Annotated in this window: 22 protein-coding genes and 1 riboswitch; of the genes, 13 read left to right on the plus strand and 9 right to left on the minus strand. The window is 47.5% G+C overall.

What is annotated here, in order from left to right; genetic code table 11:
* Positions 1-26 precede the first annotated feature (26 nt).
* The gene (locus L3C95_RS23490; protein ID WP_236391264.1) at positions 27-764 is read left to right on the plus strand and encodes a menaquinone biosynthetic enzyme MqnA/MqnD family protein; all 738 of its coding nucleotides are present in this window, start codon (positions 27-29) and stop codon (positions 762-764) included.
* A gap of 219 nt (positions 765-983) precedes the next feature.
* A complete protein-coding gene (locus L3C95_RS23495) occupies positions 984-1,649 on the plus strand; it encodes an NADPH-dependent F420 reductase (protein WP_236391276.1) in 666 nt (221 codons plus the stop codon).
* 815 nt (positions 1,650-2,464) lie between these two features.
* Here the strand turns inward: L3C95_RS23495 and L3C95_RS23500 are convergent.
* Positions 2,465-4,105 (minus strand): M1 family metallopeptidase, encoded by a 1,641-nt coding sequence (locus L3C95_RS23500; protein WP_236391278.1) that lies wholly within the window; start codon positions 4,103-4,105, stop codon positions 2,465-2,467.
* 143 nt (positions 4,106-4,248) lie between these two features.
* Here L3C95_RS23500 and L3C95_RS23505 point away from each other — a divergent pair, with 143 nt between their 5' ends.
* The 3 genes from L3C95_RS23505 (at position 4,249) to L3C95_RS23515 (ending at position 8,499) form a co-directional block, all read left to right on the plus strand.
* Positions 4,249-5,862 carry an ABC transporter substrate-binding protein gene (locus L3C95_RS23505; protein ID WP_236391280.1) on the plus strand — a complete coding sequence of 538 codons (1,614 nt, stop codon included), beginning with the start codon at positions 4,249-4,251 and terminating at the stop codon, positions 5,860-5,862.
* 356 nt (positions 5,863-6,218) lie between these two features.
* Positions 6,219-7,226, plus strand: coding sequence for a lipase family protein (locus tag L3C95_RS23510; RefSeq protein ID WP_236391282.1), 1,008 nt, complete (start codon positions 6,219-6,221; stop codon positions 7,224-7,226).
* A gap of 502 nt (positions 7,227-7,728) precedes the next feature.
* On the plus strand, positions 7,729-8,499 hold the full coding sequence (locus tag L3C95_RS23515; RefSeq protein WP_236391284.1) for an acyl-CoA desaturase: 771 nt from the start codon (positions 7,729-7,731) through the stop codon (positions 8,497-8,499).
* An 88-nt stretch (positions 8,500-8,587) separates the two neighbouring features.
* On the opposite strand, the gene L3C95_RS23520 is transcribed toward L3C95_RS23515, so the two are convergent.
* Genes L3C95_RS23520 through L3C95_RS23535 form a run of 4 tightly spaced genes read right to left on the minus strand, consistent with a single transcriptional unit; the run spans position 8,588 to position 12,159 of the window.
* Positions 8,588-9,178 (minus strand): HAD family hydrolase, encoded by a 591-nt coding sequence (locus L3C95_RS23520; RefSeq protein WP_236391285.1) that lies wholly within the window; start codon positions 9,176-9,178, stop codon positions 8,588-8,590.
* Positions 9,175-9,906, minus strand: coding sequence for an SDR family oxidoreductase (locus L3C95_RS23525; protein ID WP_236391287.1), 732 nt, complete (start codon positions 9,904-9,906; stop codon positions 9,175-9,177). The genes L3C95_RS23520 and L3C95_RS23525 overlap by 4 nt, the downstream gene beginning before the upstream one ends.
* A gap of 34 nt (positions 9,907-9,940) precedes the next feature.
* Positions 9,941-11,272, minus strand: coding sequence for an FAD-binding oxidoreductase (locus tag L3C95_RS23530; protein ID WP_236391289.1), 1,332 nt, complete (start codon positions 11,270-11,272; stop codon positions 9,941-9,943).
* Positions 11,272-12,159 carry a decaprenyl-phosphate phosphoribosyltransferase gene (locus L3C95_RS23535; protein ID WP_236391291.1) on the minus strand — a complete coding sequence of 296 codons (888 nt, stop codon included), beginning with the start codon at positions 12,157-12,159 and terminating at the stop codon, positions 11,272-11,274. The genes L3C95_RS23530 and L3C95_RS23535 overlap by 1 nt, the downstream gene beginning before the upstream one ends.
* Before the next feature lie 145 nt (positions 12,160-12,304).
* Here L3C95_RS23535 and L3C95_RS23540 point away from each other — a divergent pair, with 145 nt between their 5' ends.
* The 5 genes from L3C95_RS23540 to L3C95_RS23560 all read left to right on the plus strand — a co-directional run bounded on the left by L3C95_RS23540 (position 12,305) and on the right by L3C95_RS23560 (position 18,313).
* Positions 12,305-14,002: a hypothetical protein gene (locus L3C95_RS23540; RefSeq protein ID WP_236391293.1), complete on the plus strand. Its 1,698-nt coding sequence runs from the start codon at positions 12,305-12,307 to the stop codon at positions 14,000-14,002.
* A 55-nt stretch (positions 14,003-14,057) separates the two neighbouring features.
* Positions 14,058-14,972, plus strand: a complete 915-nt coding sequence (locus L3C95_RS23545; RefSeq protein WP_236391295.1) for an EamA family transporter — start codon at positions 14,058-14,060, stop codon at positions 14,970-14,972.
* A 539-nt stretch (positions 14,973-15,511) separates the two neighbouring features.
* Positions 15,512-16,768: a putative DNA modification/repair radical SAM protein gene (locus tag L3C95_RS23550; RefSeq protein WP_236391297.1), complete on the plus strand. Its 1,257-nt coding sequence runs from the start codon at positions 15,512-15,514 to the stop codon at positions 16,766-16,768.
* Between the two features lie 117 nt (positions 16,769-16,885).
* The gene (locus L3C95_RS23555; protein WP_236391299.1) at positions 16,886-17,653 is read left to right on the plus strand and encodes a TIGR03915 family putative DNA repair protein; all 768 of its coding nucleotides are present in this window, start codon (positions 16,886-16,888) and stop codon (positions 17,651-17,653) included.
* Positions 17,654-17,683: 30 nt separating this feature from the next.
* On the plus strand, positions 17,684-18,313 hold the full coding sequence (locus L3C95_RS23560; RefSeq protein ID WP_236391300.1) for a class I SAM-dependent methyltransferase: 630 nt from the start codon (positions 17,684-17,686) through the stop codon (positions 18,311-18,313).
* A 17-nt stretch (positions 18,314-18,330) separates the two neighbouring features.
* Here L3C95_RS23560 and nfi read toward each other — a convergent pair whose 3' ends face one another.
* The 3 genes from nfi to L3C95_RS23575 all read right to left on the minus strand — a co-directional run bounded on the left by nfi (position 18,331) and on the right by L3C95_RS23575 (position 21,186).
* Positions 18,331-19,023, minus strand: a complete 693-nt coding sequence (nfi, locus tag L3C95_RS23565) for a deoxyribonuclease V (RefSeq protein WP_236391302.1) — start codon at positions 19,021-19,023, stop codon at positions 18,331-18,333.
* Between the two features lie 99 nt (positions 19,024-19,122).
* Positions 19,123-19,221, plus strand: a riboswitch (TPP riboswitch).
* 66 nt (positions 19,222-19,287) lie between these two features.
* Positions 19,288-20,499: a DUF763 domain-containing protein gene (locus L3C95_RS23570; RefSeq protein WP_236391304.1), complete on the minus strand. Its 1,212-nt coding sequence runs from the start codon at positions 20,497-20,499 to the stop codon at positions 19,288-19,290.
* 15 nt (positions 20,500-20,514) lie between these two features.
* Positions 20,515-21,186 (minus strand): MgtC/SapB family protein, encoded by a 672-nt coding sequence (locus L3C95_RS23575; RefSeq protein WP_236391306.1) that lies wholly within the window; start codon positions 21,184-21,186, stop codon positions 20,515-20,517.
* Positions 21,187-21,288: 102 nt separating this feature from the next.
* Here L3C95_RS23575 and L3C95_RS23580 point away from each other — a divergent pair, with 102 nt between their 5' ends.
* From L3C95_RS23580 to L3C95_RS23590, 3 genes are all read left to right on the plus strand, one after another.
* Positions 21,289-21,540: a hypothetical protein gene (locus tag L3C95_RS23580; RefSeq protein WP_236391308.1), complete on the plus strand. Its 252-nt coding sequence runs from the start codon at positions 21,289-21,291 to the stop codon at positions 21,538-21,540.
* A 104-nt stretch (positions 21,541-21,644) separates the two neighbouring features.
* Positions 21,645-21,896 (plus strand): hypothetical protein, encoded by a 252-nt coding sequence (locus L3C95_RS23585; RefSeq protein ID WP_236391310.1) that lies wholly within the window; start codon positions 21,645-21,647, stop codon positions 21,894-21,896.
* A gap of 396 nt (positions 21,897-22,292) precedes the next feature.
* The gene (locus L3C95_RS23590; RefSeq protein WP_236391312.1) at positions 22,293-24,077 is read left to right on the plus strand and encodes an ABC transporter ATP-binding protein; all 1,785 of its coding nucleotides are present in this window, start codon (positions 22,293-22,295) and stop codon (positions 24,075-24,077) included.
* A 446-nt stretch (positions 24,078-24,523) separates the two neighbouring features.
* Here L3C95_RS23590 and L3C95_RS23595 read toward each other — a convergent pair whose 3' ends face one another.
* On the minus strand, positions 24,524-25,000 hold the full coding sequence (locus L3C95_RS23595; protein WP_236391314.1) for an acyl-CoA thioesterase: 477 nt from the start codon (positions 24,998-25,000) through the stop codon (positions 24,524-24,526).
* Positions 25,001-25,002 lie beyond the last annotated feature (2 nt).

The following is a 25,002-nucleotide window of genomic DNA, read 5'->3' on the forward strand; positions in this document are numbered from 1 at the left end:
TAATTTAGCCGGCAAAATTACTGAAATTGGAACGGAAAGTAAAAGTAGCGGCAGTAAGTTATTTGAATACCAGGCCATTATTATACGGATTCAGGGAACACCCGGTGATGAACATGCTGGAACTGAGTGTTGATTACCCTGCCAAGATAGCCCAGCAGCTAATTGATGGAGAAGTAGATGTAGCCCTCGTACCTGTGGCAATCATCCCTAAACTGAAAGAATACCATATCATTTCGGATTATTGCATCGGCGCCGAAGGTCCTGTTGCTTCTGTCTGCCTTTTCAGTGATGTTCCTCTCAATGAGATCAAACGTATTTACCTCGACTATCAAAGCCGCACTTCCGTTGCTTTGCTGAAAGTACTGGTACGTGAGTACTGGAAACTCGATGCAGAGCTGATAGAGACTACCGGCGACTATCAGGATAAGATCAAAGGTACAGATGCCGGTCTGGTGATCGGTGACCGCGCGCTGGCACAACGCCGCGTATCGCCCTTTATCTATGACCTCGCGGAACATTGGATGCGGTTTACCAGCCTGCCCTTTGTATTTGCCGCCTGGATCAGTAATAAAGCGCTACCCGTTGAATTTATCCAGCAATTCAGTAACGCCAATAGTATCGGCATACACAACATCCCTGCTGTTGTGGCCGAGAATGCCTATCCCATTTACGACCTGACCACCTATTATACCCAGAATATCAGTTATCCGCTTACCCCCGCGAAACGGCAGGGCATGCAGCGGTTCCTGAGTTACCTGATGTAAGATGTAAAAGGCGATAAAAATAAATACAGGCGGGCCGCTACCAGCTGTCCGCCTGTATTGTATTGATACCTACAGCCCCTATTGATCCTATTAATCCTATTAATCTTATTAATCCTATATCTACTCATATTAATAGCATCAGACTGAAGCAATTAGACGTCTCATTCAGCTTTTTTCTTTATATTAGTTACCCCATCTGTTCACACAAACTCCTGCAACATGAAAATTGGCATCCTGGGTAGTGGCCCTGTCGGACTCACGTTAACGGAAGGATTGATCACGGCTGGTCATGACGTGATACTCGGTACCCGCAATCCTGCGAAAGAATCGCTTCAGCAATGGATCAAGAAAAAAGGAGGCCCGAAAGTAACCGCAGCCCCTTTCAGGGAAGCAGCCGCCCAGGGAGAGTTGCTGGTCATCTGTACCAGCTGGGCAGGAACGCAGAAAGCCATCGAGGCGGCCGGACTTTGGAACTTTAAGAACAAAGTAGTAGTGGACGTCACCAACCCGCTGGATGGTAAAGGGCCCGATCAGCAGGGACGACTATCCTTCTCTATAGGACATACCAACTCTGCAGGTGAACAGCTGCAGGCATGGCTGCCGCCCGATGCCCATGTGGTGAAAGCACTAAGTTGCATAGGGCATGAATCCATGTTCCGTTCCCAACAGGAACCCGATAAGGAAACGCCCACCATGTTCATCTGTGGCAATAAGCGCGCAGCAAAAATGGCCGTGACGACCCTCCTGAACGAAATGGGCTGGAAGGACATCGTCGACATGGGCACGATCGAAATGAGCCGCAACATAGAGCCCTTAAGTATACTCTGGTATGCATACGGATTCAGGACCGGCACCTGGAGCCATGCGTTTAAGCTCGTGAAGTGATGTGAAGTGAAAGTGGTGAGGTAGAAGAAAGTAAGCAGGTGAGGTAAACATCGTCTGAAGCCGTGCGTTTAGACTCGTGAAGTGAGGTCAAGTGACGTGGGGTGAGGCAGAAAAAAGTAAACAGCTGATGTGAACATTGTCTGGAGCCATGCGTTTAAGCTCGTGAAGTGATGTGAAGTGAGGCGAGGCAGAAGATATAAGCAGGTCGGTGAAGATTCTCCCCCCTGATAGTGAGCCTCATATATAGTCATGGGACCCGCGGAAGTAGCACCGGTTTCAGATGGGAATGGCGGGCCTTCGGCTCTCCGGTGACACGACCCATGCAGCTCAATCCATATTGCAAATCCAATTCGCTTGACAATGTTCAATAGCATTCCAGAGAGGCGCCGACCGCCTTCCCATGCTGAAACCGAAGCTACTTAGCGTGAAATAAATAACCCCGCTCGATGGCCTTTTAGAGAGGCCGACTGACATCTCATACTGAAACCGAAGCTACTTAGCGTGAAATAAATAACCCCGCTCAATGGCCCTTTAGAGAGGCGCCGACCGCCATCCCATGCTGAAACCGAAGCTACTTAGCGTGAAATAAATAACCCCGCTCAATGGCCCTTTAGAGAGGCGCCGACCGCCATCCCATGCTGAAACCGAAGCTACTTAGCGTAAATAACCGAAGCTTTCTTAGCATAAATACCTAACAACGCTCAAAGATATCCTTCCAGAAAGCTCCCAACCGTCCAGAACCACTCAGCGTGAATCTTATTATAAAACAAAACCCCGGACCAACAAAGCCCGGGGTTATAAACATGCATGTAAGTCTAGATCTCCTTTACATTCACGTAAAAGTTCGGATCAACTTTGAAGTTCTTCGGATCAGACAGGGTAATACCCGTTGACTGCCAGTTCCTTCCGGGATAAATGAACCGATACCCGTTATCATTCAACGTTACCTTCACGGGCATATTAAAGTTCTCAACGTCTGTTACCCAACGGAACTTCAGCTGTGAGCCTTCTATATGATATTCCAGTGTAGGAATGGAAGTACGTGTCAGGTACTGCTCAAACACCTTATTGAAATTCATCTTTGTCTTTTCATTGAAGTATTCCTCTATCTGGCGCGTAGTTACCGTCTGGTGCCAGAAGGTCTTGTTCAACCCACGAAGGATATCCCTGAATACATAGTCGTTATTCACGATCTGGCGGATGGTGTGGATCATGTTGCCACCTTTATAGTACATGTCGCCACTGCCTTCATTATTAACACCGTATTGCCCGATGATAGGAACATCATTTTTGATGTTCTTTCTTACACCAGTGATATATTCAAACGCCGCCTGCGGACCATACTCGCATTCTGTGAAGAGGGTCTCTGAATAATTGGTAAAACTCTCATGGACCCACATATCGGCGATATCCTTAGTAGTGATGTTGTTACCAAACCACTCATGCCCGCTTTCATGTACGATGATGAAGTCCCATTTCAAGCCCCAGCCACTGCCGGAAAGGTCTGTACCTTTATACCCCATCTTAAATTTATTACCATAGGCAACGGCACTCTGGTGTTCCATACCGAGGTGAGGAGACTCCACCAGCTTATAGCTGTCTTTGTAGAAAGGATATTTACCAAACCAGGCTTCAAAACATTTCAGCATGTTCTTTACTACCGCAAAGTGGGTCCGGGCAGTGTCGACATTATAATCAAGCACCCAGTAGTCCAGGTCGAGTTTACCGCCCTCACCGGAATAGGTATCTTTAAATTCCGCGTAGTGGCCTATGTTCATTGCCACGTCATAGTTATTGATCGGATTGCTGACATACCAGGTCCATACGATATTACCATCCCGGTCCATCGCTTTCTTTTTCAGGCGTCCGTTAGAAACATCTACCAGATCTGGAGGAGTAGTGATGCTGATAGTCATGTTGTTAGGCTCATCGCTCTGATGATCTTTATTAGGCCACCATACACTGGCGCCGAGGCCCTGACACGCAGTAGCCACCCAGGGTCTGCCCTGGTTATCCTTTCTCCAGATCAGTCCTCCGTCCCATGGCGCGTTTACAGCTACTCTCGGTTTCCCATGGTAGAAGATGGTGATCTTCTTGTCTTTACCTTTCACTTGCTTTTTGGCAACCATGTTCACGAAGATAGCGTTGCCTTCCCGCTGATAGGTGAGTGATTGTTTGTCCTGTGCAATACTGTCAATCTCCAGGGGTTCCTGCAGATCTATCTGCATAATACTGTCTACTTTCAGGACCCTATAGGTGATCACATTGTAGCCTTCAATGGTGCTGTCGCTGATATTCGGTTTTACGTGCAGGTCATAGGATCTTACATCCCACCAGGCACGTTCCCGGCCAATCGTTCCTCGTAGAGAGTCAGCGCGTGTAAATGTCTGTTGATGTTGGGCACCGGCGGTAAGCGCCGTAAGCAAAACCAGGAAAAGCATTAGTATGCCTCGCATAGAAAATCTTATTTTATGCCGGAAAGGTATTAATTTTCGTCTATAATGCCTACGCGCTGAATGACTAATGCTTAGCGGTTTATGCAGATATACATGAGCGGTAAGCTGGTCGCGGTCAATGGCTGTAAGACGTCCGCATGTACATGAGATTCATTTTCATACCACTCATTTTACTACTTGCCGCCTGTGGGCATCCGCCCACTTCCGGAAGACAGGTATTTCGTTATAATGTACAGGAAGGCATTGCTTCCCTCGATCCTGCGTTTGCCAAAAACCAGGCTGTTATCTGGGCGGTAAAGCAGGTATACAATACCCTGGTGGAACCTGACGAACAGCTGAATATCCGCCCCTCACTGGCCACCCGCTGGGAAGTAGCTGCGGATTATAAGACTTATACCTTTCACCTGCGCACAGATGTTCACTTCCATGACAACGCAGCATTTGCTGACGGTAAGGGACGCCGGATGACGGCCGCAGATGTTGTGTATAGCCTGAAACGCATCATGGACCCGGCTACGGCATCGCCGGGCGCGTGGATCTTTAATGGTAAGGTAGACCCGGATACTGGTTTCCGCGCGCTGAATGACTCTACTTTTCAGCTTACGCTTTTGCAGCCCTTTCATCCCGTACTGGGTATTCTCAGCATGCAGTATTGTTCTATTGTGCCGCATGAAGTTGTTGAGAAATATGGGAAGGATTTCCGGAAATACCCCTGTGGCACCGGCCCTTTTACTTTCTTCCTCTGGGAAGAAGGACAGGCGTTGGTACTGCACCGTAATCCTCACTATTTTGAAAAAGATAGTAGCGGACATTCATTACCATATCTTGATGCCGTAAAGGTTAGTTTCCAGGAGAACAAGGCAACCGAGTTCCTGTTGTTCCGCCAGGGACAGCTGGACTTCATGAATGATATTGACGCCTCCTTTAAAGATGAAGTGCTCACTAAAAAAGGACAGCTTAAGAAAGAGTGGGAGGGAAAGCTGGTGCTCGATAAAAGCCCTTTCCTTAACATTGAATACCTGGGATTCCTGCTGGACAGCACAAAGGAAGCCGTAAAGATCTCTCCATCCCGCCTACAGAAGATCCGGCTGGCCGTTAATTATAGTATTGACAGAGGTAGGATGATCACTTACCTCCGGAACGGAATAGGATCTCCGGCCAACGCAGGTTTTATTCCTGTGGGCCTGCCATCCTTTGATACGGCCAAGGTCAAGGGATATACGTACGATCCTGCAAAGGCAAGACAATTGCTACGGGAAGCAGGTTTCCCGGAGGGGAGAGGACTGCCGGTAATGCACCTTTTATCGATCCCCATCTATGAAGATTACGCCAATTATGTAGCGAACCAGCTACAACAGGTCGGCATTCCGATACAGGTGGAGGTGATGCAGAAGGCTTTATTGCTGGAGCAAACCGCCAAATCACAGGCCCTCTTTTTCCGTGGCAGCTGGATAGGCGACTATGCAGATGCAGAGAACTACCTGGCGGTATTCTACAGTAAGAACGGCGCTCCGCCTAACTATACACGATATGCCAATCCTGCGTTCGACCGCTTATATGAACAGGCGCTCCGGGAAAATAACGACTCCCTCCGTTACCTGCTCTACCAGGAAATGGATAGGATGATCGTGGCAGATGCCCCCGTGGTACCCTTGTTCTATGATCAGGTCATTCACCTTGTACAGCCCAATGTGACAGGATTTACCAGTAATGCCCTCAATCTTTTAGAATTGCGGAGAGTGAAGATAAAAGTTTGACACGGTAAAAAAGCCCGTGGGAGAGGAGCGAGGGGCAGAATGTTTAATTTTAGCATAAATTTATTCGGAATCCGAATAAATTTACTAACTTAAGTACCCAAAGGAACCATTAAGCATTAAACAGGTCGATAATCATTAATCCCATTTTTTTCATTTTCAGATACCATAACACTATGGGACTAGTCATCCCGTCGTAAGTCAGTAACCATCAAAGCATATAGGTAAGCAGTTTGCTCCAGTTATTTTTCATTTGAAAACCATCACCATGGGACCAACGCATCCCATGACGGTAACAATTACACCATCGATAACCAGTTTTTTCAATCCAGTCATTTTTCATCTCAAAAACCATAACTATGGGAACAATTACCCCCAACGCCAATAACGGCGATCAGCTCACAAATGCACAAGTTGCTGTACAGCTTTGCGCTATTGCTTCCGCAACTAATCCTGTCAATGAAATTGGCACACTCCTGCCGGGCTGGAAAATAGTCTGGAATGGTAAACAGACCATCGACTGCAACTATGCGTATGTTGCGCAAAACACCGATGGAAATTATGCGCTGGCGATCCGGGGTTCGGTGCCTCCCGACAGCACTTTTAGCGACTGGGATGTTTTTGCAAACTGGGTTCTGGAAGACCTGGATGTATTAACAATGTCGCAATGGTCTTTTGCGAGCACCCCTAAACCCCTTATCAGTACCGGCGCTAGTATTGCGTTCGCAAATTTGCTGTTTATGACAGACACGCTGGGCTCCAACCAGTTTGTCACCGATTTTTTGTTAGCCAATGTTGTCAATAAAGGCAAACAGCTGATCATTACAGGTCACAGCCTGGGCGGCAATATAGCTAGTGTTTTCGCGTCGTACTTTGTAGAGATCCTTAAAAAGAAAGGGCTGTCTACCAACGGCATTTCACTTTACACGTTCGCAGCGCCTGCTGCCGGGAACGCCGATTTTGCTACAGACCTGGATGCCAAGCTGCCTGCGGCATGGCATTATGAGAATTCAAATGATATCGTCCCTAAATTTCCGGTTTTTGCCGGGATCGCGCTGGCAAGTCTGCTGTACATCCCCCAACCGGCGTCTTCTCAAATTTACCTGAGCTTTAATGATCAAAAGATGACGCTACGCGAGGCTTTTCTCGTGCTCGCAGGCGTACTCCTGAAACAAGGTTATCAGCAGCCGGCAAATAACTATACGATCTTTACCAACGGACTGGATAGTGATTATGAAGACAACACTGTCCAGGACTTTTTACTCCAGGGAGGCAGCCAGCATCAGATTATCAACTACGCGAACTACCTCGGTATAAAAAATCTACCGGCGTCTCTGGCAAAGAAGCCATTGGTGGAGGCCGTTTAACAGTTCATGCTTAAATAGCAATAAAAAGGAGCGTCTTCTATATTGTTGGAAGACAGCCCTTAAAGACAAAAAGTTTAACAGGAACTTTCAGGCTGGTTTTCGGACCAGCCTTTTGTTTTTCCTATAACAGCCCTCATTAAGCAGACCTTGCATAGGCAAAATCCCCAACAAACGTCTGAAAATGGTCCTCTTCCCAATAGTGAACGAACCACCTCAGACTGATCCCACCGGGAGAAAAGACGCCAGCCCCGGGAGTTTGAATGTTATGGAGCTGGTCATGCTGTATATGAAGGACTAAAAACTGATTCTCATATCATTTTCATTGTCATTATTGTAGTTAAATGCCCCTCCCGACAAATTTTAACATTTCCTAAACACGCCCCTGTGGCGAGCTTACTACTCATATAAGCGGTATCTATCATTGATACGTAATTATTTATGGGGGTTACCGCCCATTTTAAGCTACCTTTGACAACTTATTAATTACGTTTAAAGAGAGAAAATGACTGCGATTTTAATATTCTTTTTTTCCCACTGGTTCTTATCCTTATTCTTTCACACCTTCTTCCTGCATAGATATGCATCCCACCAGATGTATACTACCAGTAAAGGTTGGGAACGGATATTTTACTTCTGTACCTGGTTCTTCCAGGGAACATCTTATTTAGTTCCGCGTGCCTATGGCGCTATGCACCGTATGCACCACGAATTCAGCGATACTGAAGACGATCCGCATTCTCCACACTTCTTTAAAGATGTATGGAGCATGATGTGGCAGACCCGTAAACTGTACAATGATATCTACACCGGTGCAAAAGTATTGGACGAGAAATTTACCACCAATCCTCCGCTGCCAGTATGGAATGCTATGGACCGCTTTGGTGATCACACCATCACCCGCCTGGCATGGGCAGGTGTTTATATAGCGTTCTATATTGCTTTCGCTCCGGCCTGGTACTGGTTCCTGTTACTGCCTATTCACTTCCTGATCGGGCCTGTACAGGGTGCTGTTGTAAACTGGTGTGGTCATAAATATGGTTATAAGAGCTTTGACAATGGCGACAAATCCAAGAATACTTCTCCATGGGGTATCCTGTTACTGGGAGAGCTGTTCCAGAACAACCACCACAAGTACAAAGACAGTCCAAACTTCGCTAAGAAATGGTTTGAACTGGACCCGACTTATCCGGTGATGAAATTATTCAATGCTATCGGCATTATTAAACTGAAGACTGCCAAAGTGAAAGTGGTTAAAATGAAAGCGGCAGCTTAATCAGCACGAGTAGTAAGTAGAAATAGATAGATGCATTTCAGGCCATCAATGACCGTCAGAACGACTGTGATTGATGGCCTGAGTGTTTTCAGAACTTCCTGAAGAAGCCAAATGTGGCTATCTGGAGCATGGGTTTGTCGCCATTGGTATCGCCATAGGCATAGATATCGCCAAAAACAGGCAGGTCATACTGCTGGCGGATACGGCGTACTTTCTCCTCACCATTGCAGTTTACCCCATGAATTCGACCGGTGACCCTGGCATTCCGGATCTCCAGCTGGGTGCCAATACATTCAATCCCTACACAGTCACACCAGGGCTTCACCCATTCCTGGGCGGATGCAGTTACCACTACCACCCGGTGCCCTTTTGAAAGGTGCTGATTGATCTCCTTTAAGGCGTTTTCCCTGATCAGGCCGGGCAATCTGTCACGGCAGAAAGCAGCACATTTGTCGCGGAACTCGTCTATAGGCGTGTTACGGAAAAAGTATTGCAGCACCAGGTCTTTACCCCGCTGTTTGGAGATCAGCCCCAGCTTCATCATGACCAGTGCAGGCGATAACAAAGCCAGACCGGTATACAAAGCACCTTCGCCTTTCTGGAAACGGATGATCTCGAATAAGGTATCCCGCGTGGTGATCGTACCGTCAAAATCGAAGAAAGCAATTGCTGGCTTCATAATTTGAGTTTTTTGAAGATACCCTCTGGTATTGACTTGATAATGAGCATAATATAACGCCAGAACCACTTTGTATAAATCACGTTCTTCTTCGCCACCACCGCTTTATAAACATCCTTCGCAACATCCTGCGGCTGGGCCGTCAGGGGAGCCGGCAGCTTCAGGTTCTCCGTCATGCGGGTGTAAACAAAGCCCGGTTGCACACTCAGCACATGTACCCCTTTATGGAACAAACGGTTACGGAGCCCGCTGAGGTAAGCCGTAAAACCAGCCTTTGCGCTACCATAAAGGTAGTTACTTTGCCGGCCACGTTCTCCCGCTACTGAACTGATGCCTACAATGGTGCCATTACCGCGCGCAGCATATTCATCTGCCACAATGTTCAGGATGGAAACGGCGCCTGTATAGTTGGTATGCAGAATGCGGGCGGCTTCATTCCAGTCAGACTGGCCTTTTTCCTGCGACCCCAGGTATCCGAACACGGAAATGGTAACATCCGGCGGATTGGGTAATGCAATATAAAAGGCGGCATGACTGGTAAAATCTGTTGCATCAAAGGCATGGGAGCTGGCGGTCACCTGGTAACGGATGCGAAGATCCTGCTCCAGGGCCGAAATAGCCGCTACGTTACGGGCAGCCAGTTGAATATTGTATTTGTTCCTGGCAAACTCGCGGGCAATGGCTACAGCCATGTCTGACCCGGCTCCCAGAATAAGAACAGTAGGCATATATTGATTGTCGGTATTTTAAGGTAGAAGACGTCTATTCTGTCAGCAGCAACCGGTCTGACTGTACAGAACGGAACAGCTTAGCACCGTTGTATGTTTTGATGATATCGGCAAATTTTTGCGCATTGGGGTAGCTCTGCCAGAAAACCTCCTGCTTCATACGGGCGTCTTTCGAGAGATAGAGGCGGCCGCCGTATTGCAGTACGATCTCGTCCAGCTTATCAAGGAACTCAAAGAGACCTTTACGAACGGGGAAGTCCAGCGCCAGGGTATATCCTTCCATAGGGAACGATATCAGGCTGTCCTGTTTCCCAAACACCTTCAGTACCGCCAGGAAAGAACCAAGGCCGGCATCACTGATACGCTGCAGGATCGCTACCAGTCCTTCCTTCTTTTCCAGGGGCAGTACAAACTGGTACTGTACAAATCCGGCTTTACCATAACCACGGTTCCAGTGCAGGATGGCATCCAGGGGATAAAAGAATGGCTCGTAGGGAATGACATTGTTAATCTCCCGTTTGGTATTCTTTAGATAATACAACCAGTTGAATGCTTTGACAGTCAGGGTATTGAGTACAAAAGAAGGGAGATTGAAAGGCACAGACAGTTTACGTTTGGCAGCCAGTTGCAGGGGAGCTTTACGTTGCTGCTCATTCAGCTCTTCCGGGGTAGCGTGTTCACCAACAATGAGGATCCCACGGCCGAAGGTATCGCCCTTCTGCAGGCAGTCGATCCAGGCCATGGAATAGGTGTAATCTTTATATTCTTCAAAAAGACGGATCAGGTCTTCCAGGTTGTGGGCCTTGATCTGCTTCTGACGGATGTATGCCGTACTGATCTTCTTCAGGCTGAACTTTACACGTGTAATAATGCCGGTGAGCCCCATACCGCCACAGGTGGCCCAGAAAAGGTCAGGGTGACTGTCGGCGGAACAGGTGATGGTGTCTTTATTGCCCGTGATCACATCCATGTCAATGATATGACCTGAGAATGAACCATCTACGTGATGGTTCTTACCATGTACGTCTGAGGCTACCGCGCCGCCAACGGTGATGAACTTGGTACCGGGTGTTACCGGTAGAAACCATCCCTGGGGAACGATAATATCGAGGATCTGATCGAGTGTAATACCGGATTGACATTCGAAGATGCCCTTCGTGGTATCAAAAGCGAGCACCTTGTCGTATTTAAGGGTAGAAACGCTGTGTTGGGCCAGCGAAGCATCGCCATAACAGCGCCCGTTTCCGCGGGCAATTACAGAAGAATGTGTGGATATAAAATCCTGCACTTGTTCCTCCTGCGAAAATGTTGTTTCGTCGCAGGAGATAGCGGGGTAATTCCCCCAGTTTGCTAACCGTTTTTCCATTACTCAAAAAAACTTTTGTTAGTGGGTAAATAAATAATCACATAAAAACTCAGCACCCACAGGAGTATGGTTAATTGAATGAAACGGTCTTTGTATAGGATTTTGGTAGGAGAACCTGTATTATTCTCCACATAAGTTATTTGCAAATATCGTAATAATCCACCAATTACAAAAAGACATGTATAATAAAGGCGGTAAGTACCAAAGCGTGACATGGTTTCCGGGGCCATCGTATACATCAGGTATGCCACAATGATCACTGCAGAGACAAGGGCCAGCATCACGTTCATGAAGTCCATGTTATAACCTTTGACAGCCTTCCGCATGTCCTGACCAGATTGTGTTTTGATCAGCACATCATCACGACGTTTGGCGATAGCCATGAACAGGGCCAGCAGGAATACCATGATCATCAGCCATTCAGATACGGCTATATTAGCGGCTACACCACCGGCTTTTACCCTCAATACAAAGCCTACTGACAGGATCAGTATATCCAGTATCGATATGTTCTTTAATCCGAAGGAATACAATAAATTGATAATGAAGTAAATGCCTACAACAAACGCAAATTTTGGTCTGACATACCATGCCAGTAACCCACCTATGGCCAGACATAACACAAAAAAGACCAATGCCGCCGGTTTTGAAACAGCGCCGGAAGCGATGGGGCGTTTACGTTTTACAGGATGTATCCTGTCTGCTTCTACATCTCTGTAATCATTGATGATATAAATACTGCTGGCAATGAGACTAAATGCAAAAAATCCGATAAGTAATTCCACTACCTTCTGCAGGTTGAATATTTCTCCCGCGAAGAAAAGGGGAATGTATAAGAAAAGGTTTTTTGCCCAATGGGAGGGTCTTAGCAGTTTTAAATATTGCACGGGGATTGAACTTAATGTTGGCGCCAAGATACGACTGATTACCGAACAACTACACCATGAAATGCTATTTTCGCGTAAATTCTACTATTTTTGAGCCCGTTCATGTTACTTTATACTCGTTTTCATCAATTTATTATCCCCGTTTATGCCGTCAACTCATGCTCCGTTCAGCCGTAAAGGTGCGTTTATCGCAGAATTGCTGATCATCATCGGTTTTGCGCTGGTCCCGTTGTTTGTGACGTTCCCCTACAGGGTAAACATTTTCCTTTCCTGGGAGGGCGCTTACAGATTATCTCAGGGTCAGGTCCCCTATAAAGATTTTGGTCTTCCCCTGGGTTATGGCTTCTGGCTGATGCCTGCATTGTTCTTCAAAATATTCGGTCCCCAGCTGATATCTCTCGTGAAGGCCCAGGTTTTCATGAATATACTGGCCGGACTATCTTTCCGCTCCATACTGAAAAGCCTCAATGTGCAACTTGCCATCCGGGTAATTTCTGTATTGCTGTTCGTACTGTCGTATTCGTTCTTCAATTTCTGGCCATGGTACAATCAGACCGTGATCGTATATGAGCTGATCGGGCTGGCATTCCTGTTCCGTTACCTGATGGGGCCACAGGGGAAGCTCCGGTTTCTGTTTCTTTTCCTGTCTGCCTTTTTCACGTTCCTGTCTTTCTTTACGAAACAGGATGGCGGCGGACTGGCATTACTGCTTTCACTTGCCCTGCTGGCATACAATACTTTACAGGGAAAGAAGTGGCTGGACTTTGTTGCATACCTGGCCTTTTATGGTATCGTAGCGGCCGCGGTCATTGTACCCTTGCTGCCTTACGGTTTCGGCTACTGGTTTAACCACGGACAGGCCCCGCACAATTCAAGGTTATCCATTTACGATATCCTGTCAGAGATCATGGGATTTTCGCAATGGATCAAGTTATATTTCTTACTGGTGATTTTATGCCTGGTACCCGCCTTCCGCCAGTGGCGCAGCTTCTGGAATGACAGGCCGGCCATGCTTTTCGCCTTGCTAACCCTGGGCATATTGGTGGAAGCTGCCATCTTTCAGGTGACCAGCTACACGCCTCCGGACAATAATATCTTCTTTCACAGCTTCGCTTTTGCCTTCATTGCCAGCCGTTTACAGGAGCAGCTGAAACTGGATCTGGGGCGCTGGCCTTCTTTTGGTGCAGCAACGCTGTTGGTACTCCTCTGGTGGTCAGGTTCCTTCTGGAAATACCTCGACCGGGTCGTGTCGCGCCTTGTTCCGCCTGAGCGGGTAGTGGCGGGTAAGAGTAATGCGCCAGCGGGCGATAGCTCATCCTATGCGATCTACAATCCACAGATCAGTGCTACGGGCGAGAATGTCGTATCGCGCAACAATTTTATGATCAATCCGGATACGACCGACGTTCCTACTGACCAATGGATCTTCTCAGACCTCTGGGTTTTTCATAAGATCTATATGCCGCCTTCCACCGTACATGGTATGGCCCGTTTGCAGCAGCTACCTATTGTAAAAGAAAAGAAAGAGGCGATTAAGCTATTGAATATGACCGAGTTAACCCCTCTGGCACACGCCTTGCCTTATAGGCTGGAAACAGGGAGCGACTACCCCTTATGGTATCATTTAGGGGTCGGCATGTTCAACAGACAGCTCGACGCTTTTGTTAAAAAGGTACAGAACCACTATTACGATGTGGTTTTGTATGAATACGCACCGGGGAACAATAACTTTTTCCCGTTTGCCCTGAGATATCAGCTGCAGCATCACTACCGGAAGGTAGATGAATTCCTGGCGCCCCGCCGTCCTACCAATGCGACGATCGAGGTGTATGTAAAGGAATGAAGGAGTTAATATCCAATGCTTTGCGGTTATTTACTTAATTTTTATCTAATTGCCTGTGACAACTGAAACTGTGTCTTCTAAACCGGATAACACAAAGCTCTGGGGATTCCTTTTCGCCGTATACATCATCTGGGGATCTACATACCTGGGGATGAAGATCGCCACGGAAATAGTACCTCCGTTTCTGCTTTCAGCATTCCGTTTCCTGACAGCCGGTACATTGATGGCTTTCATCAGCCGCAGTAGCGAAAAACAACTGCCGTCCCCGAAACAGGTATTGTCTGCCGCTTTTGTTGGTCTGATGCTGATCGGTATTGGCAACTCCAGTACTGCCCTGGCGGTGCACTATATGCCTTCCGGCCTCGTGGCCCTGATCGTGGCAGCCATTCCCGTATGGTTTATCGGGTTTGACTGGGCGTTTTTCAGTAAACAGCGGCCTACCGTAATGACCGTGACCGGTATCATTGTCGGACTGGCCGGATTGTTCCTCTTATTCAATCCCTTTGCCGCTGCCACCAGCCGTAACTATCCTTTATGGCCTATCGCAATACTGGCCGGAGGCTGCGCCTGCTGGGCATTGGGGTCATTGTCGGTATCCAAACTCACTATGCCTGCACCGATGCAATCTGCCGCCATCCAGATGCTGACCGGTTCAGTCTTCTGCTTTGTCATCAGCGCTGTGGCAGAACCGGGTGCCTGGGATACCTTGCAGCATATCTCTGCCCGCACTTTTTCAGCGTACGTGTACCTGGTGCTGATCGGCTCTCTGGTGGGGTTCACTTCTTATAGCTGGCTGACCCGCAATGCGCCGCCCCGATTGCTGTCAACCTATGCCTACGTGAACCCGGTCGTAGCCCTTTTCCTGGGTTGGGCCATCGGCCATGAAAACCTTTCTTCCCAGGCACTCCTTGCCTGTGTGATCGTCATAGGTGGTGTAGTACTGATGACACTGGGGAAAAGGAAAGCATGATGTAAGGACACTCATTATCAGCCTCTTTCGCCATTCACAGTACAATATTAGAAAAGATCTGATAGCAGTTTTTGAGTTTGTCCCCTAACTGCAGATTCCTGTCCTTTAACTGCAAAATAGTGTCCCTTAACTGCATTTTCATGTAATGAAAGTACCTGTTGCCAGCACCTCTTTTCGCAATCTTTAGTGCAAAGCAATAAAAGGGTCAGCATCTCCATCTGCCTTGTATGTAACGTGCATATGATCAGGATATGACCAGGATTAACCTCCGATTATCCTCCGATCTGATCGGAAGATAATCGGAAGTTAATCCTGGTCATATGCAACTTTGATGGAAGTCAGGTGCAATTCGAAGGGTCGGGAAACAGGTTTACATTATCACCCATAAACACCTTATAGACATACAGTTGGCGCCAGAAATCATCTCCCCACATCCTCTACCAGAAAGGCCCTGTCTGCTTTAATGTGAACAAATATCCTCTCCAATAAAATTAGTATTTACTAAAAATATTAGTAATTTAGTTCCATAGTTGATGGTTATGGAAAGGATACAGGAGAAACTGGCAATATTGGCAGATGCAGCGAAATACGATGTTTCCTGTGCATCCAGTGGGAGCGACCGGAAGAATGATACCAAAGGTTTAGGTAACGCAGCGCCGGGAATGGGCATTTGTCATTCCTATACGCCAGATGGCCGCTGCGTATCTCTGCTGAAGATATTGCTGACGAACGTCTGCATTTACGATTGTGCGTATTGTGTGTCCCGGAAAAGCAACGATGTCAAAAGAGCTGCTTTTACTGTGCAGGAAGTGGTGGATCTCACGATCAATTTTTACCGCCGGAACTATATCGAGGGATTGTTTCTCAGCTCCGGCATCTTTAAAGACCCGGACTATACCATGGAGCGCCTGGTACGCGTGGCAAAGAAACTGCGCACGGAAAATAACTTTAACGGTTATATCCACTTAAAGGCCATTCCCGGCGCCAGCGATGAACTGATGCAGGAGGCAGGCCTTTATGCTGACCGTTTAAGCGTCAATCTTGAGCTACCGACAGAGGCAGGGTTGAAACTATTGGCCCCGGAGAAAACCCGGCCCGCTATGATTAAACCGATCCGCTTTCTGCAAAATGAGATCATAAGGCTGGAAGATGAAAGGAAGGTGCTGAAGAAGGTCCCGACATTTATACCCGCCGGACAAAGCACACAGGTGATTGTGGGTGCTGCCGGCGAAACCGATATGGATATCATACATATGGCGGCGCAATTCTACCGGCAATTCCAACTGAAGCGGGTATACTTCTCAGGATATGTACCCATCAGTAATGATGCAAGACTACCCGCTCTGCACAGCCAGGTGCCCTTGCTGAGGGAGAACAGGCTTTATCAGGCGGACTGGCTGATACGACTCTATGGATTTGCACCCCATGAGTTGTTGGATGAAAAGCATCCGCACCTTGACACCGATATTGACCCCAAACTGTCCTGGGCCTTGCGACACCCTGACTGTTTCCCGATAGATATCAATAAGGCTGATAAAATGCTGATAGCCAGGGTGCCCGGTATCGGGATTGAAAGTGCAAAAAAGATCTGTGCCGCCCGTGTACACGGTGCGTTGGGATGGGATCAGCTGAAGCAGATGGGAGTACAGGTCAGTAGGGCACGATACTTCATTACCTGTAAGTCTAAATCCCTGGAAAGGAGGGAACTCACTCCGGAACAGATCCGGCAGCAATTGCTGATGCAGTCGCAGAGTAAGTGGCTAAAAGCCCATACGGCTCAACTAAGTTTATTTTGATTCCGAATCAATATACCATATCGATATTCTATGATTATCCTCAATAACCATCGTCTGCCGGACTGCCACCTGTGCTGTGGTAGGTAGTTCGCTGACGGTGGGTTAAATGTTACTACAATGACTACGTGGTTGTATGATGGAAGTTTTGATGGCTTCCTGTCTGCCGTATTTGACCTTTACTGGCAGAAGAGGACAGATGTCATGATCAGGAAGGAACAGGACCACGTGCGTGGCTTGTTTGAGAATGTGATATTCACGCCCACCGTGGTGGCGAATGCTGACAGGGTATGGGCTGGATTGACTAAGAAATTACCAGAGGCAGGCTTGCAGCAGCTGTTTTGCTGTTATCTTTCAGAACTGCCTGGAGAAGAGGATAATATGGTGGGATTTATCCGCCATGTTTTTGCCAGCAAACAGGATGTAACAAGTGACTTCGGTAATAAATATGTGATGCATGTATCCCGCCTGGCGGGTAAGGTGCTGCGGGAAAAACACAAAATGGAAGCTTTCGTCCGCTTTCAGCTGACAAGAGACAATATCTATTATTCACTGATATCGCCGGAGTATAACGTGCTGCCGCTGATAGCCCGGCATTTTAAAGATCGCTATGCCGATCAGTATTGGCTGATCTATGATGAGCGTCGTCATTTTGGCATCTATTATAATCTGCAGCACGTTGAGACCATACGGTTACACTTCAACGGAGACTATGATCCTTATTATCATAGTACCAGTAATGTCTGGGCCCCGGAGGAAGAGTTATACCAGCGCTTATGGAAGACTTATTTCAGGGAGGTGAATATCCCTAACCGGAAAAATCCCCGTTTGCAGCTGCAACATATGCCTAAGCGGTATTGGAAATACCTGACGGAAATGAAAGAATAATGTAACTTTGTTGCATTTTAAAACACTGCTATGGAGAATAAATCCGGAGAATCCGAATTCTGGGAATCAGCCTTTACTGACAAGCAGGAGATGTGGGGCTTTGAACCTGCAAAGTCGGCCATATTAACGAGGGATCTTTTTGTTGAAAAGGGAGTAAAGAATATGCTCATTCCTGGAATTGGTTATGGACGGAATGCACAGATCTTCAGAGATGAACGAATGACCGTAACCGGGATCGAGATCTCAAAAACTGCTATTGAAATGGCAGAAAAACACTACGGCGCTGATATGGTTATTTACCACGGCTCTGTGACGGATATGCCATTTGACGATCGACAGTATGACGGCATCTTTTGCTATGCGTTGATTCATCTGCTGGACAGCGGGGAGAGGGAGAAACTAATTCGCGACTGCTATAATCAATTGTCGGACAATGGCTACATGGTCTTTGCTGTCATCTCAAAAGCGGCCCATACCTATGGTACCGGCAAATTTATCAGTAAGGATCGTTATGAAATGTTTGGCGGGGTCAGAATGTTCTTTTATGACCAGGCATCCATCCATGCTGAGTTTGACCAGGCCGGATTGTTTGAGATTTCTGAAGTAACTGAGAATTACCCTTTCTTTTTAATTAAATGTAAAAAGCAGGAACGGGCATAGCACTACCTGCCACTTCCTCATACGGCTGTATACCCCTCCGGCAACTCTCCAAGGCGGAACCTGTTCACAATATTATGCGCCAATCTTGTGGGTTCCGGTATACGGTAACGCCCTACACACTGTGCGATAATTTCCACACTGCTGGCCACATCCATACGATAACCGGGAGAAACAAACACCGGTGTGACAGCATCCTTCGTACGCAGGGCGGCGCCTACGACCTTGTCCTTGAAGATAAGCGGCGTATTGGTCCCTTTCTCAGGACCGATTTCCTGGAAGTATCCACAGAGCACCTTTTTAGCGCAGCCAATGGTGGGCGTGTTGGCCACCACACCGAAATGTGCGGCGATACCCACGCCACGCGGATGCGCAATACCATGACCGTCAACTACAAGCAGATCCGGTTTCTGTGGAAGGTTTTCCCAGGCCGTTAGCAGGGGAGGTACTTCGCGGAATGCAAGATAACCAGGCACATAGGGGAAAAGCACCTCTTTTTTTACTAGTGAATAACCTATCGGGATCAATTCCGGAAACTGTAAAAGGATTACACCCGCATAAACAGTTTTACTGAATTTATTGAAGGAAATATCTGCCCCGGCGATGGTATTCACAGGGAAATCTCTGGGCTGTAGAATGATTTCGTCCCTCAGTTCATTTTGTATCTGTGTTGCTGCGGTAACAGTCAGTGTGTCATAATTTAATGTAGCCATACGGGGGCAATTAAGTACGTGTCAAAATTCAAAATTTAATCCAGAACTATAGCGGGTCTGGCACGAACTTCGCGCTATATTTATCAGAACAATTTCTCTATTCTAGCCTAGGGGTGGCTACAAATTGTAGTCTGAGATGAAACCCTAAATATCTGAACTGGGTAATGCCAGCGTAGAAAATAGGACAGAGAAATTATCTGGAGTCCCGGCTATTAAGCCGGGATTTCTTCTTTTATGCTAAGCTATTAAATGAGAGTGCAATTTTCAGAACAGGCTTAACTGCGAGCCGCCTTTTTTCTTGTCGGGAGGCACGGCTTTGCCCATTACAGTCCGGCCCCCATACCGCCAGGAATTGTCCCTTTCTTCCCGGATCAGTTCCTCCAGCCGGGCATTCGGAATAAAATCCTTTTCTACCTGTTGTGATAATACAGACAATTTACGGATGGCATCCTGTTTATCAGATTGCCCGATCTTCGCCTTGTTCACCGCATCCTTTAGTACGCTGATCGTTTCGTCGTATACATTCACCGGAACGGGGAAAGGGTGACCATCTTTTCCGCCGTGAGCGAAAGAAAAACGGGCAGGATCAGTAAAGCGGGAGGGAGTGCCATGGATCACCTCACTGACGAGTGTGAGGGACTGCAGGGTGCGTGGACCAACACCCTCCAGCAGCAAAAGGGATTCAAAATCATGTAACTGGCGCTCATGTGCTACTGCCAGTACACTTCCCAGTCTTTTGAGATCTACATCCTTTGCCCGCACATCATGGTGAGAGGGCATCACCAGGTTACGGATCTCCGGCAGAAGATGGGCTGGCTTTTCCTGGATTAGCTGAAGCATGCCTGATTTCGTAGACGAAGCTTCTTTGTCTGTCAGGTTGAGGATCAGTCCCTGGTTATGACCATATATGAAAGTATGCGGTGTTTCGGTAAACTGTTTAAAGGCAGCAGAATGCCAGTGATAACGGCGGGCCATCCCATTGGCATCGTTCATACCCTGTTGCACCACAGCCCATTCTCCTTCGTTTGATACGATAAAGGAGTGCAGGTATAACTGAAAGCCATCCTGAACAGCGGTATTGTCTACCTTGGCGGCCAGCTTGCTGCAACGTACCAGCTCCTGTCCGGGCAGGCCGGTGCGCTCTGCGATTGCCAGCAATTCTGCAGGCGTCTCTTTAGAGTGTCTGCCTTTTCCTCCACAGATATAAATACCCAGTTCCTGGGCCCTGGGATTCAATGCTTTCTTCAGCGCGCCCATTACGCTGGTGGTGATACCCGAAGAATGCCAGTCCATGCCCAGTACACAGCCCAGCGCCTGAAACCAGCAGGGATCACTGAGTCGGCGCAACACTTCACCGTTCCCGTAGTCGGCTACAATTGTTTCGACAATAGCGCCGCCCAGCAGGCTCATTCTCTTTGCGAGCCAGGGTGGTACATGACCATAATGTAAAGGCAGATCGGCGTGGCCTCCTGACATAAGTATCTTCTCCTCCTATAGTGGGTTTACCTGTACGGAAAAATGATGAATGCTTTTATCTGACAAAAGGAATGCATTCATGGCGGCTATTGCTTCAGATTTTCCAACTGCTTCGTATTTATCTTCTACAATGAAAGTTTCATTTCTGGTATGCAGCAGCTGCTTGTGTTTTAAGTTAAAACGCTGAAAGACGCCAGCTATTTCGGCTGGCCTGTAATGGTCTACGTGGTATCCGATGGTGTAGGTACGCTTTTCCTTGATGTCGCCGATCTTACCCTCCAGCACTTTTAAGCCGATCAATAGCAGTAACACAATAACAAGCGAGAAACCAGCCAGTAAATAATGGCTCACACCGACCGCAATGCCAAGGGCCGAAGCTATCCAGATGGTAGCAGCCGTGGTGATCCCATCTATGGTGTAGTCTCCTTTGAAGATCACACCTGCGCCAATGAAACCTACTCCTGTAAGTATGTTGGACGCTACACGGTCTGGGCTGCCAGGATATCCCAGTTCCACAGAAAGCATCGTAAAGAGCGTACTGCCCAGGCAAATAAGCGCCAAAGTACGCATACCGGCGGCTTTATGCCGGTATTCCCTTTCCATGCCTAACACGCCTCCGACGACCAGGGAGACCAGGACTTTCAGCAACTGATGCTCTTCAATAACCTGAAAGATAGAATGTTCCATATCTGTCGTTCAATTACAAATGTAAGCCTTGGCATAATTCTTTATGCAGTTAGCAGACATTATGCTTTAATTTTTATTGTCTAACCTGGAAAATAGTCAATCATGAAAACGCAAAAGAAAGACCTCGGAAATAATGCAATCACTGTACGCCTGGCGCTGTGCAAAATTGGTATTACGACATGTCTTGCCATTATACTGAGTCTCTTCCTGTTTGCCTGTGGCAGCTCAAGGGAAAGTGGTAATACGACAGACACCTCCAATATTATTCAATCTGATACCACCAATAGAATAGATACCACGAGCAGGGCCATGGACACGTCTTCACAGAGACCTGATTCCATGCCGATAAAATGATATTTGTGGGTAATGGAGCGTTTATCAGCCTCCACTATTTGTAGAAATAATTTCTACGACACATATCTAATAATGTGTATTTGTTAACTGGTAAAAATATTTTTATGAAAATGACCCAAAACAGTAAACTGTTCTTTGCAGGGCTCTTCATCGCAGGTGGGATGTTCCTGGCGTCGTGCGGCGACGGTAACAGGACGAATACTGATTCAACATCTATTGGCGGCACGGATACGGCAGCTGCAACACCAGATACTGCTTCATCTGAAATACCACCGGGAGCCATTAATCCGGGAGAAGATTCTTCCCGTTACGGAACCGGTACCGGAGATTCCAGCAGAAACAGGAATCCGCAATAGCCGGAAGAACTGCGGGGCAGGTGTTATGTCATCGTTAGAGGAACAGCACTTGTTATGTCAACTGATTTAATCAACTCCAACAGGAGTTTTCATATTTGTAGCAATCACGGAATGTTCTGATTATCATCTGGTAAATATTGCCGACCGAAGGATATGGAAACTCATTTTGTAATCGACGCAGATTGGCTATTTAAGTCGATAACACATTTAAAGGCAATTGAATTGTTCGTGATTGTTTATTCGTCGATAGAAAAGGAGGCGCCTGGCCTCCTTTTTCTTTATTTATTTAAGTAGCAATAAAATATCTATCTTCCCTGTCCGTCATAACCTATACGACTCAAAGCGAATGTAAGCAGATTGAGCATGCCTCCATATTATCCGTAATTCTATCCGCTGATGCAAGACACACAACAGAAGAAGCCTTTCCGCCTGGCTGCATTAAAACGCACGTTCAGGTTATATAAGTACGTAAAGCCTTACTGGCCGGCCTTTGGTCTGGGCCTGTTCTTTCTTTTTATATCCAGCCTGGCCAACCTGGCTTTTCCTAAGCTGTTGGGAGAACTGGTAGATGCAGCCAACACACACAAAATAATTACTGATCCTCACGAAATAAACCGGATAGGATTGCTATTAGTGGGAGTACTGATAGCGCAGGGCATTTTCGGATTTTTACGTATCATGCTGTTTGTCAATGTAACAGAGCGCTCACTGGCATCTTTACGTCAGCATATCTACAACCATCTCATCAAACTGCCCATGCGGTTCTTCCTGAGCAGAAGGGTAGGTGAACTGGGCAGCAGGATCTCTTCAGATATTTCACTGCTGCAGGAAACATTCACGACAACAGTAGCGGAATTCATCCGGCAGGTGATCATTATCATCGGTGGACTCGTACTGCTGCTACACACTTCCATACAACTGACGCTCCTGATGCTCGCCTCATTGCCTGTCATTATGGTGATCGCCTACTTCTTCGGACGCTTTGTACGGCGTTATTCTAAACTGGCGCAAAAGCAGGTGGCAGAGGCCAACACCATTGTTGAGGAAACATTGCAGGGCATCCTGAATGTCAAGGCTTTCGCTAATGAATTCTTTGAGATGAAACGCTACCGGACGAAGATCGGAGAAGTGGCTACTACCGGTATGAAAACAGGCAGGTTCCGTGGTGCGTTTACCGCCAGTATGATATTGGGCGTGTTCGGGGCTATGATCGCCGTGATCTGGAAAGGCGCTTTGCTGATCGCCGCCGGACAGATGGACCCCGGTATGCTGCTGTCGTTCGTTCTGTATTCCAGCTTTATCGGCGGATCAGTGGCTGGATTGGCCGAGGTATACGCCAGTATCCAAAAGAGCATCGGCGCTACAGAGCATCTGCTCGAAATACTGGACGAACCGGCTGAACCTGTGGAAGAAACCAGCACGATAGCGGCGGAACATCATCTCAGCGGACAGATCTCATTCGACAACGTTTCCTTCCGCTATCCCACAAGAGAAGACCAGGAAGTATTAAAAGACATTTCCTTCGACATCGAACCAGATCAGCAGATAGCACTCGTAGGACCCAGCGGAGCGGGAAAAAGCACCATCGTCTCCCTCTTGCTGCGGTTGTATAGTCCGTCCGAGGGCATGATCCGCTTCAATGGGAAAGACGCCGCCAGCTTTCCATTATCGGCCCTTCGCAGTCAGATGGCGATCGTGCCACAGGATGTATTCCTTTTTGGCGGCACTATCCGGGAGAATATTGCCTATGGCAAACCGGGAGCGACCATGGCCGAGATCGAAGCCGCTGCGCGCAAAGCCAATGCCTGGGAATTCATTGCACGGTTCCCCGAGGGATTGGACACTGTTGTCGGTGAGCGGGGCATACAACTATCCGGTGGTCAGCGGCAAAGGATCGCTATTGCCAGGGCGGTATTGAAAGATCCGCGTATCCTCATCCTCGATGAGGCCACGTCAGCACTGGACTCAGAATCCGAACGACTGGTGCAGGACGCATTGGAGAAGCTCATGGAAGGACGTACCTCTATTGTCATTGCACACCGGTTAAGTACTGTACGTCAGTCAGATAAGATCATTGTGCTGGATAAAGGACGATTAGTGGAAGAGGGTACGCACCAGGAATTGATACTCGTGGAAGGCGGGTTGTACAGGAATTTAAGCGAAATGCAATTCTCGCATTAACGCCATCATTCGCGATAATCGACCCGCGCCTGCATGTGTGTGTTGCGCGCGGGAATGGCAATAAACCGGGCAACAAAACGCCAATCGGCTCCGTAGGTGCCGCGTGTTTGTAGCGCGGGGTTTCAACCCCGGGACGACGACGACAACAAACACGAACGTCGTAATGCGGATGAAATGGGACCGGATGGATCCGCGGGATACAAATCCCATATCGTTAAATGCGAAAATTCAAAACGCCAACCAAAATTCCAGATATCCATATGCACATGTTTCCCCGGGGTTGAAAACCCCGCGCTACAAACACACAACCCCTACCGGGGTTGATCGATGTTTTGTTTCCCTGTTTATTGCCGTCCCGGGGTTGAACCTGTACCGAATGATAAACCATCATAAAAACAAAAAGCAGGAGATGGTGTCTCCTGCTTTCTGTTTTTATACGGTATATATTACATATACGGTTTCATCTCCTCTTCAATATTCTGTCTCAGCGCCATCAATTTCTTCGCGTAATTCTCCAATTCAACCCCTGCAGGACTTTCCGGCGTCCATTTAGGGACCGGAACGGTTTTACCATGATCATCAACTGCGGCAAAGACCATCACACAGTGGGTGGTTTTGATGCGTTCCTTCTTCCTTGGATTGCCTGCCTGCACATTGATGGCAATATGCATACTCGTGTTGCCCGTATAAATAACAGTAGCGTTGATCTCTACCATATCTCCGATGGAGATAGGTTTGAAGAAGCGGATACCACCCACATATATCGTTACACAATACTGGCCGCTCCAGTTAGCCGCACAGGCGTAACCTGCCTGGTCGATCCATTTCATTACAGCGCCTCCATGTACTTTTCCTCCGAAATTGACATCTGATGGCTCTGCAAGAAAGCGAAGTGTTACGGTATTGCCGGTTATATCGATCATAG

This window comes from Chitinophaga filiformis, assembly GCF_021646545.1.
Classification (GTDB): Bacteria; Bacteroidota; Bacteroidia; order Chitinophagales; family Chitinophagaceae; genus Chitinophaga; species Chitinophaga filiformis_A.